Source organism: Pedobacter jejuensis (assembly GCF_003725795.1).
GTDB classification, from domain to species: Bacteria; Bacteroidota; Bacteroidia; order Sphingobacteriales; family Sphingobacteriaceae; genus Pedobacter; species Pedobacter jejuensis.
In genome coordinates this window covers 103,971-116,456 of the sequence record NZ_RBEE01000043.1, presented here as the reverse complement: position 1 = coordinate 116,456, position 12,486 = coordinate 103,971, and the positions used below count along the sequence as shown (strand labels likewise).

Below are 12,486 nucleotides of genomic sequence, written 5' to 3'. Positions count from 1 at the left end.
TTTCGTGTTAAAATTACAGTTAAAAACCCTAAATAAAAGTATTTATGGCTATGTTTTGTTAATTTTGAGTTCAAATATATTCGATGGAGATTAACCCCCAACAAGTTTTAGATGCACTTAAAAATGTAGAAGATCCAGACCTTAAGAAAGACCTGGTAACCTTAAACATGATTAAGGATTTACATATAGTTGATAACAAGGTAAGTTTTACACTTGAGCTAACCACGCCGGCATGCCCGATGAAGGAAATGCTAAAAAACGCTTGTACCAATGCTGTTAAACATTTTGTTTCGGCCGAAGCTGAAGTTGTAATTAATGTAACCTCACGTGTTACTCAGCCAGTCAATTCATCATCACTAGATAACATAAAAAATATCATTTTAGTTTCATCAGGTAAGGGAGGTGTAGGTAAATCAACTGTAGCCAGTAACCTTGCCGCGGTGCTCGCTAAGGATGGCGCAAAGGTTGGTTTGATAGATGCTGATATTTATGGGCCTTCGGTACCAACAATGTTTGATTTAGTTGATGCAAAGCCAGGAGCTGAAGAAACCGCAGATGGTAAAACAAAAATTATTCCGATTGAAAAGTATGGAATTAAATTACTCTCGCTGGGATTCTTTGCAGACCCTGGGCAGCCAGTGCCTTGGCGAGGACCAATGGCATCAAATGCTGTGAAGCAACTTTTTAATGATACCAACTGGGGAGAATTGGATTATTTAATTGTAGATCTTCCTCCGGGAACGGGCGATATTCACATTACAATTACGCAAAGCTTTCCAATATCAGGAGCAGTTGTTGTAACTACACCGCAGCAAGTTGCGCTTGCCGATACGCATAAAGGTTTAGCCATGTTCCGTATGCCGGGTATTAATATTCCGGTTTTGGGCGTGATAGAAAACATGTCATATTTTACACCAGCTGAGTTGCCCGACAATAAATATTATATTTTCGGTAATGGTGGTGGACGAAAATTGGCAGAGCGATTTGATGTGCCATTTTTGGGAGAAATTCCAATTGTACAAAGTATTGCTGAAGCTGGCGACAGTGGAAAACCAGTAGCACTAAATCAAAATCCTGTTTTGGATGTTATATTCGGTGATATTGCAAGTAAGATTGCACAACAAATTTCTATCAATAATGCACAAGTGGCAAATTGATAAAAAATTACTATTTTTATATTTTAAAAAACATATAATGAATTTAACAGAGCGAGTTGAACAGGCATTGGAAACGATAAGGCCGTACCTTATGGCAGACGGAGGGAATGTTTCTGTTGAAGAAATTACAGCCGATGGTATTGTAAGATTAAAACTTTTAGGCAATTGTGGTTCTTGTCCGATGAGTTTTATGACAATGAAATCGGGCATTGAACAGGCGATAATGAAAGCTGTTCCTGAAATTACATCAGTTGTTGCTGTTGATTTAGCAGAGCAAGAATAGCTTTAACAATATTTAACAAGGAAGTTTTATTATTAAAATTACTTTTGTATTGATGAGATATTGTATTGCCTTAATGTTGCTAATTTTTTCCGTTACCGCTTTTGCCCAACAGAAGTCTGCACAGGATAAACTTATCCAATTTTCAGGTATCATTACAGATATTGATAGTGGTAACGTGATACCTTATGTTACAATAACCAATCTTTCTGCTAAAAGTAAAAGAGTTGGCGCCGATTATAGAGGGTATTTCACCTTTATTGTTAATCCTGGTGATACAATTTTATTTACAGCAATTGGTTACAAAAAATTCTCAACTATAATTCCTACAAGTACACCAGATAGCAAATACACCATTATGGTAAAGCTACAATCTGAGGTTATTAATTTACCTACAGTTCGTGTTTTTCCATGGGCTACAACAGAAGAGTTTACGCATGAGTTTCTTTCCATGAAGCTTGCTGATGATGATTTGGCGATTGCAAAAAAGAATCTTTCAAAATCATCAATTAATGGCTTGATACAATCACTTCCTCGTGATGGCGGGGAGATTAGCAGCCAGAATTATAGATATAATTTTGATAGGATGATTAATAAGAATATGGTTCAAACGAATCCTTTATTAAATCCTTTTGCCTGGGGCAAATTGATGCAACAAATTTTTGATGGAGATAAAAAGCGAAGTGATAATTAGATATTGAGTTTAAGGTAATTTATACAGAGTGCGCAAATGTAGTTCTTTAAGAAAGGTTTCTTCCGTTATTGTGTATTAGGGTTAACCACATAATTCATATTAGTTCAATGCATTAGTTAGTTCTTTTTTGCAATAAAATAATGCAAAACAAAAAAAGGGAAAATGTTTCTATTTCCCCTCTTACATCTTCCATTTCAAACTATCGTTTCTTGCTCTTATTCGGAAATCTCATTTTATAATCTGTGTTGATATTTCCTTTCGAAATCGCGTCCAGTTTACTTTTAAGCATCGTTTTGCGTAAAATACTCACCTTATCAGTAAAAAGCTTCCCTTCAATGTGGTCGTATTCATGTTGTATTACACGAGCAGGCATACCATCAACATCCTCTGTATGCTCTACAAAGTTTTCATCTAAATATTTGATCTTAATATTTGGCTTACGTAGAATGTTTTCACGAATATCAGGAATGCTTAAACATCCCTCGTTGAAGTTCCAAGGTTCTCCGGTTTCCTCTAAAATTTGTGCATTGATAAACACTTTTTTATAGCCAGGATTTCCATCTTCGTCCTCACCTGTATCTACAATAAACAGGCGGATTGGCAAACCAATTTGTGGCGCAGCCAAACCAACGCCACTTGCATAATACATGGTATCAAACATGTTTGCAATTAGTTCTTTTAATTCTGGGTAATCTTTATCAATATCGGTTCCTATCTTTTTTAAAACAGGGTCTCCGTAAGCTACTATGGGTAATTTCATTGTTTATATTTCTTTCGGGCAATTAAACCCGAGGGTATCATTTGAACGATTTGTCAGTCTGAGCTTGTCGAAGACCATTGTTTCGTTAATCCTTCATCAAGCTCAGGATGACAAGCTGGTATTGCTTAACGCTACAAAAATAAGAATTATTCCTCTATTGGCGAGAATGTAAAGATATTTAGCTTTTCGATATCTAAAACCTCGTTAGCTACTTCAATCATTTGAGCAGTTGTTACGGCATTAATTTTTTCAAACACAGTTTCTAATGAATCAATTTTATTATGGTCGATTAAACTTTTCGCCATTGAAATAATTAATCCAATCCTATTTTCTTCTCCTAAAGCAATTTGTCCAATAAATTTGTTTTTGGCTTTTTGTAATTGCAGCTCGTTTAATGGTTTTTCTTTCAGTTTTTTAATCTCTTTGAAAATTAAAGAAAGCGCTTTAATTTGCTTTTCTTTATCTGTGCCGAAGTAAATCGAGAAAATTCCGGTATCACTAAGCGGAGAAAAATTCGATTCGATGGTATAGGCAATTCCATATTTCTCTCTTATCTGAAGATTCAAAATAGAGCTCATTCCGTTGCCACCAAAGTAATTATTCAATAACATTAAAGCCACTTTTTCTTGCTGATGTGTGGAATAAGCCTGAACGCCTAAAATACAGTGTGCCTGCATAATTGGTTTGTAAATAGTCGTGTTTGATTGGGGAAGATTTTTAGGTTTTTCACGTTCCTTGGTAGGCGTATTTTCTTCCACATCGGCAAAATGCTTGGTGCCTTTATTTATCACACTATTTAAGGTATAATTCCCTAACACCGCAATTACAATTTCATTGGTGCGGTAATTTGCCTTTCTGAAATTGATAACATCTTCACGGGTAAAATTCTGAACCGAATCCGTAGTACCCAAAATGTTGTTTCCGAGCGAATGACCTGCAAAAAGCATATCCTCAAAATCATCATTTATTGCTTCTTCTGGTTGGTCTAAATAGGATGCAATTTCATCCAGAATAACGCTTTTTTCTTTGTCCATTTCCTCTTCCGGAAAAGTAGAATGAAAAATGATATCGTTAAAAAGCTCTAATGTTCTATCCAAATAAGGATTTAAAAAAGAGGCATGTACACAGGTATATTCTTTTGTGGTATAGGCATTTAAATCTGCGCCAACGCTTTCCAATCGATTTAAAATTTGATTGGTGCTGCGTTTTTCGGTGCGTTTAAAAATCAGGTGTTCTATAAAATGTGCTAAACCAGCTTTTCCGTTTGGTTCATCACGAGAGCCTGTATTGATGATGATACAGGCATGAGATATAGCAGAGGCCGCGGGCACATGCAGTAAGCGAATGCCGTTGGATAAAGTATGAACATTGTATTCCATTGGGTGGCAAAGATAAGGCTATTTGCTTACAATGCCTCCGTATCAGGGTATTGCAATTGTACGGCAGAAATCAATTTATCTTTTGTGGGCCTTTTTAGCACAAGAAAGATGAAATTCACAGCGGCAAACAGCAAAAAGAAAGCATTATGGGTAAGGAAAAACCCAACGATATTAAATAATGCACCTCCTTCTAACAAAGCTGCGCTTATGATAAAAGCGGTTTGATATTGACTGATTTTGGAACCTACAGCATCAGACGTATCAATTTTGGAAATTACATTTCTGAAAAAGAATATGCTTGCTGATAATGTTATCAAACCAACAACCGGGAAGATTGGGTTAAAAGGAGCTGTTGTAGCTGGGTTGGCATCAAAAAACATCATTTCTCTATTTAAAAAAATGGTGACTAAAGCGAAAAGAAATACGCCACCGCATAAAGCAAGGTGGATAATTTGAAGTGTTTTTAATTGGGTGCTCATTGTGGTTTTGGAATGAAATCTTTTTAAAATTTTTAAACCACAAAAGAATCAAAAAGTAGATTGAAGAACTGAAATTTAACTTTTGTTTTCTTTTGATTCTTTTGTGGTAAACTGGGTATCTTGTTTTATCTAATTGACCTGAGATTGCTTTGTTGGTTGAAAAAGCCTCCTCGCAATGACGACCGCTCATAGAAATACGCTTAAATTCATTAATCAACTCTGTTTTCTCTGTGAATTTTCCTTATGGTAAAACTGGGTCTCTTATTTTTTCGGAATCAGCCAGTTACATTACTGCTCAATCCCCTCAAGCGCAAACAAAAACGCCCATCTTAATGATACATCTTTTAGATAATCAAATCTACCTGATGCGCCACCGTGACCAAAATCCATATTGGTTTTTAGCAGCAACACATTTTTATCGGTTTTCATTGCCCTTAGTTTGGCTACCCATTTCGCTGGCTCGAAATATTGCACCTGGCTATCATGTAAACCCGTGGTAACCAACATGTTTGGATAGGCTTTTTTCTCTACATTTTCATACGGCGAATAGCTTTTCATATACTCATAAGCCTCTTTTTTCTTAGGATTTCCCCACTCATCAAACTCATTTGTAGTTAAAGGAATGCTCTCATCCAACATGGTATTTATTACATCAACAAAAGGAACATCAGCAATTACACCGTTCCATAAATCTGGAGCCATATTTACAACGGCACCCATTAATAAACCTCCGGCACTGCCGCCGTTGGCGTACAAATGACCTTTAGAAGTATATTTTTGCTCTACCAGATATTCTCCTGCAGCAATAAAATCAGTAAATGTATTTTTCTTTTTCATCAATTTACCATCCTCATACCATTGGCGACCCATTTCTTGTCCGCCGCGAATATTGGCAATCGCGAAAACGAATCCACGGTTTAGTAAACTCAACCTTGGCGATGAAAAAGTAGCATCGGTACTGGAGCCATAAGAACCATACGCATATAACAACAATGGTGCTTTACCATTTTTTTCTAAGCCCTTTTTGTAAACTAATGCAATCGGAATTTTAGTGCCGTCTTTAGCTGTAGCAAAAACACGTTCTGTAGCATAATCTTCAGGGTTATAACCACCAACAACTTCTTGCTGTTTCATCAGCTTTTTATCCTTTTTCTCTAAATCATAATCGTAAGTAGAGTTGGGAGTGGTTAAAGAAGTGTAAGAATAGCGCAGCATTTTGCCATTATATTCGGGGTTTGAACCAATGCCTGCAGCATAAACAGGTTCATCAAATTTGATATAATAATCCCCACCACCTTTTTTCAAAACACGCAATTCGGTTAAGCCGTTTTTTCGTTCAGATAGTACAAGGTAATCTTTAAATTCATCACCATATTCAAGCAAAATATCTTTACGATTTGGAATTACTTCCTTCCAGTTCTCCTTTTCGGTTTTATCCAGAGGGCATTCCATCAAACGGAAATTCTTTGCATTCCAGTTGGTTACGATGTAAAATTTATCATCAACAGGCAAAACATCATATAAAACATCTTTACTACGAGCCGCAAAAACCTTAAATGGTACTTCAGGATGGTCGGCATCAATCATCCTATATTCAGTTGTTAACGTTCCTTGCGAACCAATAAAAATATATCTTCCGTTTTTCGATTTAGAAACACCTATATAATTCGAATTATCCTTTTCATCATATACCACTTTGTCGGTCTTTTCATCCGTACCTAAAACATGCTTTTTAATTTTTTCGCTTAGTAAAGTCACTGCGTTTTTTGAGGTGTAAAACAATGTTTTATTGTCGTTTGCCCAAGCCACACCACCTTCTGTATTCGTAATCGCATCTTTGTAAATTTCACCGGTTTCTAAATTTTTAACCTGAATGGTGTACTGTCTGCGAGAAACTTTATCTACACCAAAGGCCAGCAACTTATTATCAGGACTAATACTAAAACCAGTTGCACTGTAATAAGAATGGCCTTTTGCTAATTCATCAACATCTAATAAAACCTCTTCTTTGGCGCTTAAACTGCCTTTTTTGCGGCAGTATTTGTAGTATTGTTGTCCATCTTCGGTACGGCTGTAGTAAAAATAACCATTCTTAAAAACAGGTACAGATTCATCTTTTTCTTTAATCCTACCTTTCATTTCCTTAAACAAATCTGCCTGAAACTTTTCAGTTCCTTTCATCATCGTATCCAGGTATTTATTTTCTGCTTTCAGGTAATCAACAACCTTTGTGCTGTCAGGTCCTTTTGCAAAATAATCAATCATCCAGTAGTAGTTGTCTACCACTGTATCGCCATGAATAGTACGTTTATGCGGAATAATCTCCGCCACAGGAGCCTTTGCGTCAGGCCATTTTATGGGTTCCATTTCTTTCTTTTGAGGATTATTACAAGCCGAAATTGCGCCAAGCAAAATCAGGGATGGCAAGATACGTTTCATAATTGGATTGATTTAGGTAAAGCAATTTAATGATTTTTTGCAGATTTTGTTCTGGATATGGATGTTTCGTTACAACACATTAATATAGACAATGGTTATTTATCAAACTTACATAGTACGAGGTTTGGTAAAAAAGATCGCTGTAAACGAGAGACTAACCTAAACGATTGATGCAAGCATTGCTTTTTGATTTAAAAAGCATATTTACTTACAAATAATTTGCTGCACTAAAGCACCTGAAAAAAGACTTAATCCCTTAAGCTTATGCCCTTAACTTGCTAGGTTTTTATTAAAATAATTTTACCTTTGCCCTCACAAAAACCGAAATTAAATCCATTAAGGATAACATTATATGGCAAAAGCATCAGAAATTAAAACAGGTAACATTCTTCGCGTAAATAACGAATTGGTTACTGTTGACGAATGGAACCACCGTACGCCAGGTAAAGGCGGCGCTTTTTACACAGGAAAGTTTCGTAATATTAAATCAGGTAGAATTGTTGAGGCTCGTATGAATACTGACGAAGCTGTAGAAATTTGTCGCGTAGAAACCAGCGATTATCAATATCTGTATGAAGATGGAGATTATTTGGTGGTGATGGATAACAATACTTATGAGCAATATAATGTTGAAAAAACGTTATTTGGTTCGGCCATTAAATTCTTAAAAGAAGGTATGAATGTTATCGTTTCTATGGAAAGCGACGAGGCAATAATGGGCCAGTTACCAAACTTTGCAGAGTTCGAAATTACGTATTCTGAGCCAGCAGTTAAAGGTGATACTTCTACAAATGCATTGAAAGCAGCAACGCTTGAAAATGGAGTTGAGGTTAAAGTACCAATGTTTGTAAACCAAGGCGATAAAATTAAAGTTGATACACGTACAGGCGAATATGTAGAGCGTGTAAAATAATATTTTCTATTGAATAGAAAGCCTTTGAATTTGTTTTCAAAGGCTTTTTTTGTTTAGAATAGTGCCTTAAGACTTGATAAAATATCTTAAATTTAACCAAAATGTTAAAAGTCGAAATCAGAAAACAAGCCTTAAAGGAGCGATTATCGTTGACTGATGAAGATTACGAAAGCAAAAATGATAGCCTTTTAAATCAATTTAAATTGCTTGATTTTAGTTCTGTAAAAACATTGCATGTTTTCTTGCCGATTGTAAAAAAAAAAGAACCGAACACTTTTTTGCTGATTGATTGGCTGGTAAGAAATCACCCAGAAATAAAAATCATAATCCCAAAGGCAGATTTTAACACCTCATCAATGACCCACCATGAATATATCGGTTTAAATGATTTGCAGAAAAACAGCTACAATATTCCTGAACCACAAACAGCAAATCAATACCATGGCGAAATCGATATGGTTTTAATTCCTTTATTGGCTTTCGATAATCAGGGATATCGTGTGGGTTATGGCAAGGGCTTTTACGACCGCTTTCTGGAAAATTTAAATGCTCAAAAAATAGGCTTATCTTTATCGCCAGCAATAGAAAAAATTGATGATGTAAACAAGCACGACATTCGTTTGAACTTTTGCATTACACCAACAGAAATTATTAAATTTTAACCATCATGGCATCCGAAATCGTTATCAAAACCGAAAAGCAATACGAAGACAATATGGTTGCGGTGTTTGAATTGCAGGAAAAAGAAGAACTAACGGCTGATGATTTAAAGCAAATTGAGTTGATGCTTAAAGCTGGCGAAAAATACGAGGCTGAACATCTTTAATGTAACTCAAGCAAAACCGGACAATGGTCTGAATGAATGGCATCGGGCAAAATTCTCACGTTTTTCAATCTATTTTCCATCGCTCGGGTAACCAAGTGATAATCTATACGCCAACCTAAATTCTTACCTCTGGAGCCTGCACGATAACTCCACCAGGTGTAATGGTGTGGGTCTTTGTTAAAATGACGGAAAGAGTCAATAAAACCATTTTCCAAGAATAATTGCATCCATTCTCGTTCTTCAGGCAAGAAACCAGATGAATTGGCATTTGATTTTGGGTTGTGAATATCTATGGAAGTATGGCAAATGTTGTAATCGCCACTAACAATCAGGTTTGGAATCCTTTCTCTTAATGTTCCGATATAGCCATCAAAGAATTTCATAAACTCGTACTTTTTCACTTGTCGTTCATCACCGCTTGAGCCTGATGGCATGTATAAACTCATTAAAGAAAAGTCATCAAAATCGGCTCGTAATATTCTTCCCTCCTTGTCAATCCATTCTTCGCCACAACCATATTCTACATGATTGGGCTTTATTTTGGTTAGGATTGCCACACCGCTGTAGCCTTTCTTTTCTGCCGGAAACCAGTAGTGATGATAGCCCAACTGCTCTACCAACGCAATAATTTCTGGTATTTGTGATGGCATTGCTTTTATTTCCTGCAAGCAAATCATATCTGCATTGGTGGCTTGCAACCAGCCGAAGAAGTTTTTTGTGCTGGCAGCACGTATTCCATTAACGTTGTAAGAGATGATTTTCATTCCAAATTTTCAATAAAATCGCAAAGAGTAAAATTAGAAATTAAATGAATAAATGTTTATTAATTGAGATTTGCATTGCCTTTACACAAACCCGTCGTCACCCTGAATTCATTTCAGGGTCTTATTAGCAGGAAAGATGCTGAAATGAATTCAGCATGACGAGAATATTAAGCCTTAGTCAACTGCTTTTCTAACTTCTTTGCTGCTCTCCTTTTTAAAATTGTAATTTCCATTTTTACATCTTGTTTTGGACGATTATTTTTATCCGTTACTAAAACAGCAATTTTGTCAACCATATCTAAACCAACAACAATTTCACCATAAACGGTATAATTTCTATCTAAATGTGGCGTTCCACCGATGGTTTTATAAACCTGTCGCTGCCATTCGGGGATTTTAAATTTTAATCGTTTTTCTTCTACGCTGTTCAATTGCTCATCTGTAAAAACCTTTCCCTGCACTAAATAAAACTGACTTCCACTCGAGGCTTTACTTGGGTTAACGCCATCTCCTTCCCGAGCCGCAGCTAAAACACCCTCCTTATGGAAAAGGCTATCTTTAAATTCTGCAGGAATGGTGTATTTCGGTCCGCCCTCGCCTAGTAAAGAATCTGGCTTAGCATTTCTAGAATCTGGGTCGCCGCCCTGAATCATAAAATCTTTAATTACGCGGTGAAATAAGGTGCCGTTATAATAACCTTCTTTGGTCAATTTTAAAAAATTATCGCGGTGCAATGGCGTTTCATTGTACAGCTTCACAATGCATTCACCAAATTCCGTCTTAATGCGGATATATCGGTTTTTAGGTTTAGCTGCAAAGGTAAAAAGAACAGAAAATGTACAGATAAGCAATAATAATTTCTTCATTTTGATGGTGTTTGAGGCTAAATTAAACTAAAAAATGAAATTGAATAAATAAAAACTTGTATTATTCGCGTTATTTTCCATTACCTTTGTGCCAATGAAGTTAAAACAAAAAATAGCACTTTCTTTAGCCGTATTCTACGCGGTTAGTGTTATGGGTTTGGCTTTAAGTTTGCATTTTTGTGGTGGAAAACTAGAAAATGTAAAGCTATTTAGTAATGAAGTTTCTTGCAAATTTTGTGCAGATATTCCTGCTGAAAAGAAAGATGATGGCTGTTGCAAAAATACACAGGTAACGGTTAAAGTTAAAGATAGTCACCAAACTGAAGCACAAACACAAATGCCAAAGTTATTTTCTATCCAATTATTTCTGCATCCACCTGTTTTAGCTTTTCTAAGCAACATTACCCCAACTTTTTTTAGCAAATTCACAAACAAAGCACCGCCAATTTCTTCGCGGGTTGCCTTGCACGTTTTCAATTGTATTTTTAGGAATTAGGATTATTCATTAGCCATTTCGATATGCACCGCATTTTGACTGGCTATATGTGGCATTTTCTTAAATTCTAATTCAAAAAAATCATGAAAACAATAAAATTATTTAGCATTATTATGCTCCTTTTTGCCGTTAAAGTTTCGGCTCAACAAATATCAACAGCAGATTTACAAGTAACTGGTTTAACCTGTTCCATGTGTTCAAACGCAACACAAAAATCGCTAGAAACATTGGGTTTCATCAACGCTGTAAAGCCAGATTTAAATAAAAACATCTTCGTATTAACCTTTAAGAAAGGTGCTGATATCAATTTAGATATGGTGCGCAAAAAAGTTCAGGATGCTGGTTTTTCTGTGGGTGGTTTAACTGCAGATTTTACTTTCAATCAAGTTAAAGTAGATGAAAAAGGTCAGGCGATTGTTAATGGCAATGTTTACCGTTTCCTAAATGCAAAAAACAAAACCTTAAACGGGACGGTAAAAGCATCTGTGGTTGATAAAAATTTCATCTCAAGTTCGGCCTTTAAAAAACAAGCTACAACTGTTAATTCTGATGCTTATGCAAATGGAACCGCTGTAGTGAACGGAAAGAAAACTCGCGTGTACCACCTAGTGCTTTCTTAGAAATGAAGAATATTATCATAACGGTGCTGATTGTAATCGGCGCTTATTCTTCTGCTTTGAGTCAGGAATTATATGTATTTACGGAGCCGGCCAGCAATATGCCAACAAAATCTATTGGTGTAAGGATTACGAATGAGGGCATGAATAACCCCGATTTTATGAGCAGAACCATCCCGGAGGTAATGATTGGCTTTAATAAAAACCTGATGATGCATACCCAAGCTTTCTTATCTGATATGGATGGAAAATATCGTTTAGAAGGTGGAAGCTTATATGCAAAGTATCGTTTCTTATCTTTGGATGAGGCTCATTCTCATTTCAGAGCAGCTGCATTCGGGCGTATAAGCACCAGTAAAAGACCAACATTTACCAGAGATGTAAATTTAGAAGGCGATAATAGTGGTGTTCAGGGAGGATTAATTTTTACGCAACTTCTGCACAAACTGGCGCTATCGGCAACATTAGGTTACGCACATGTTTTTAAGGATTACGACAAACAAATTGTTGGTATGCCGCGACCAAATAATATGCTTTCCTATAGTTTATCATCGGGCTATTTGGTTTTGCCCATTACTTATAAAGACTATAAGCAGCCAAATTTTAATGTTTATTTTGAGCTATTGGGTAAAACCGACCCAAGCTCAGGTCAATCTTATTTAGATTTAGCACCTGCTTTACAAGTAATTTTAAACAGCACCACCCGAATTGATTTGGGATATCGCTTTCAGGCAACAGGAAATATTGCCAACCGATATACCAAAAACATGTACCTGATAAGGGCAGAATTTAATTTTTTTAACGTTTTAAAATAGA

At 36.1% G+C, this 12,486-nt stretch carries 15 protein-coding genes; 9 read left to right on the top strand and 6 right to left on the bottom strand.

What is annotated here, in order from left to right; genetic code table 11:
- Window positions 1-83 precede the first annotated feature (83 nt).
- Genes D7004_RS17095 through D7004_RS17085 form a run of 3 tightly spaced genes read left to right on the top strand, consistent with a single transcriptional unit; the run spans window position 84 to window position 2,131 of the window.
- Window positions 84-1,157 carry an Mrp/NBP35 family ATP-binding protein gene (locus D7004_RS17095; RefSeq protein ID WP_123207038.1) on the top strand — a complete coding sequence of 358 codons (1,074 nt, stop codon included), beginning with the start codon at window positions 84-86 and terminating at the stop codon, window positions 1,155-1,157.
- 37 nt (window positions 1,158-1,194) lie between these two features.
- Entirely contained in the window at window positions 1,195-1,440 is a 246-nt protein-coding gene (locus tag D7004_RS17090; RefSeq protein ID WP_123207213.1) for a NifU family protein, read from the top strand.
- A 52-nt stretch (window positions 1,441-1,492) separates the two neighbouring features.
- A complete protein-coding gene (locus D7004_RS17085; RefSeq protein WP_123207037.1) occupies window positions 1,493-2,131 on the top strand; it encodes a peptidase associated/transthyretin-like domain-containing protein in 639 nt (212 codons plus the stop codon).
- A 199-nt stretch (window positions 2,132-2,330) separates the two neighbouring features.
- On the opposite strand, the gene def is transcribed toward D7004_RS17085, so the two are convergent.
- The 4 genes from def to D7004_RS17060 all read right to left on the bottom strand — a co-directional run bounded on the left by def (window position 2,331) and on the right by D7004_RS17060 (window position 7,188).
- A complete protein-coding gene (gene def / locus D7004_RS17080; RefSeq protein WP_123207036.1) occupies window positions 2,331-2,891 on the bottom strand; it encodes a peptide deformylase in 561 nt (186 codons plus the stop codon).
- A gap of 146 nt (window positions 2,892-3,037) precedes the next feature.
- The gene (locus tag D7004_RS17075; protein ID WP_123207035.1) at window positions 3,038-4,270 is read right to left on the bottom strand and encodes a M16 family metallopeptidase; all 1,233 of its coding nucleotides are present in this window, start codon (window positions 4,268-4,270) and stop codon (window positions 3,038-3,040) included.
- A gap of 26 nt (window positions 4,271-4,296) precedes the next feature.
- Window positions 4,297-4,749, bottom strand: coding sequence for a hypothetical protein (locus D7004_RS17070; RefSeq protein WP_148042832.1), 453 nt, complete (start codon window positions 4,747-4,749; stop codon window positions 4,297-4,299).
- A gap of 288 nt (window positions 4,750-5,037) precedes the next feature.
- Window positions 5,038-7,188, bottom strand: a complete 2,151-nt coding sequence (locus D7004_RS17060) for a S9 family peptidase (RefSeq protein ID WP_123207032.1) — start codon at window positions 7,186-7,188, stop codon at window positions 5,038-5,040.
- Between the two features lie 352 nt (window positions 7,189-7,540).
- On the opposite strand from D7004_RS17060, the gene efp reads away from it, so the two are divergent.
- The 3 genes from efp (at window position 7,541) to D7004_RS20755 (ending at window position 8,927) form a co-directional block, all read left to right on the top strand.
- A complete protein-coding gene (efp, locus tag D7004_RS17055; RefSeq protein ID WP_123207031.1) occupies window positions 7,541-8,101 on the top strand; it encodes an elongation factor P in 561 nt (186 codons plus the stop codon).
- 101 nt (window positions 8,102-8,202) lie between these two features.
- A complete protein-coding gene (locus D7004_RS17050; RefSeq protein WP_123207030.1) occupies window positions 8,203-8,763 on the top strand; it encodes a 5-formyltetrahydrofolate cyclo-ligase in 561 nt (186 codons plus the stop codon).
- Between the two features lie 5 nt (window positions 8,764-8,768).
- Entirely contained in the window at window positions 8,769-8,927 is a 159-nt protein-coding gene (locus D7004_RS20755) for a hypothetical protein (protein ID WP_167459529.1), read from the top strand.
- On the opposite strand, the gene D7004_RS17045 is transcribed toward D7004_RS20755, so the two are convergent.
- Both D7004_RS17045 and D7004_RS17040 read right to left on the bottom strand, forming a co-directional pair.
- Window positions 8,924-9,691, bottom strand: coding sequence for an exodeoxyribonuclease III (locus D7004_RS17045; protein ID WP_123207029.1), 768 nt, complete (start codon window positions 9,689-9,691; stop codon window positions 8,924-8,926). The two genes, D7004_RS20755 and D7004_RS17045, sit on opposite strands and share 4 nt — an antisense overlap.
- A 167-nt stretch (window positions 9,692-9,858) precedes the next feature.
- Window positions 9,859-10,557 carry a peptidylprolyl isomerase gene (locus tag D7004_RS17040; protein ID WP_123207028.1) on the bottom strand — a complete coding sequence of 233 codons (699 nt, stop codon included), beginning with the start codon at window positions 10,555-10,557 and terminating at the stop codon, window positions 9,859-9,861.
- 94 nt (window positions 10,558-10,651) lie between these two features.
- Between D7004_RS17040 and D7004_RS17035 the strand changes: the two genes are divergently transcribed.
- From D7004_RS17035 to D7004_RS17025, 3 genes are all read left to right on the top strand, one after another.
- On the top strand, window positions 10,652-11,053 hold the full coding sequence (locus tag D7004_RS17035; protein ID WP_123207027.1) for an HYC_CC_PP family protein: 402 nt from the start codon (window positions 10,652-10,654) through the stop codon (window positions 11,051-11,053).
- Window positions 11,054-11,136: 83 nt separating this feature from the next.
- Window positions 11,137-11,673 carry a heavy-metal-associated domain-containing protein gene (locus tag D7004_RS17030; RefSeq protein ID WP_123207026.1) on the top strand — a complete coding sequence of 179 codons (537 nt, stop codon included), beginning with the start codon at window positions 11,137-11,139 and terminating at the stop codon, window positions 11,671-11,673.
- 2 nt (window positions 11,674-11,675) lie between these two features.
- A complete protein-coding gene (locus tag D7004_RS17025; RefSeq protein ID WP_123207025.1) occupies window positions 11,676-12,485 on the top strand; it encodes a transporter family protein in 810 nt (269 codons plus the stop codon).
- The last annotated feature ends 1 nt before the right edge of the window (window position 12,486 follow it).

Coding starts and splice junctions, on each gene's coding strand:
- D7004_RS17070 (WP_148042832.1), bottom strand. CDS start 4,749: ATGAGCACCCAATTAAAAACACTTCAAATTATCCACCTTGCTTTATGC.
- D7004_RS17035 (WP_123207027.1), top strand. CDS start 10,652: ATGAAGTTAAAACAAAAAATAGCACTTTCTTTAGCCGTATTCTACGCG.
- D7004_RS17045 (WP_123207029.1), bottom strand. CDS start 9,691: ATGAAAATCATCTCTTACAACGTTAATGGAATACGTGCTGCCAGCACA.
- D7004_RS17030 (WP_123207026.1), top strand. CDS start 11,137: ATGAAAACAATAAAATTATTTAGCATTATTATGCTCCTTTTTGCCGTT.
- def (WP_123207036.1), bottom strand. CDS start 2,891: ATGAAATTACCCATAGTAGCTTACGGAGACCCTGTTTTAAAAAAGATA.
- D7004_RS20755 (WP_167459529.1), top strand. CDS start 8,769: ATGGCATCCGAAATCGTTATCAAAACCGAAAAGCAATACGAAGACAAT.
- D7004_RS17095 (WP_123207038.1), top strand. CDS start 84: ATGGAGATTAACCCCCAACAAGTTTTAGATGCACTTAAAAATGTAGAA.
- D7004_RS17085 (WP_123207037.1), top strand. CDS start 1,493: ATGAGATATTGTATTGCCTTAATGTTGCTAATTTTTTCCGTTACCGCT.
- D7004_RS17025 (WP_123207025.1), top strand. CDS start 11,676: ATGAAGAATATTATCATAACGGTGCTGATTGTAATCGGCGCTTATTCT.
- D7004_RS17060 (WP_123207032.1), bottom strand. CDS start 7,188: ATGAAACGTATCTTGCCATCCCTGATTTTGCTTGGCGCAATTTCGGCT.
- D7004_RS17040 (WP_123207028.1), bottom strand. CDS start 10,557: ATGAAGAAATTATTATTGCTTATCTGTACATTTTCTGTTCTTTTTACC.
- efp (WP_123207031.1), top strand. CDS start 7,541: ATGGCAAAAGCATCAGAAATTAAAACAGGTAACATTCTTCGCGTAAAT.
- D7004_RS17090 (WP_123207213.1), top strand. CDS start 1,195: ATGAATTTAACAGAGCGAGTTGAACAGGCATTGGAAACGATAAGGCCG.
- D7004_RS17050 (WP_123207030.1), top strand. CDS start 8,203: ATGTTAAAAGTCGAAATCAGAAAACAAGCCTTAAAGGAGCGATTATCG.
- D7004_RS17075 (WP_123207035.1), bottom strand. CDS start 4,270: ATGGAATACAATGTTCATACTTTATCCAACGGCATTCGCTTACTGCAT.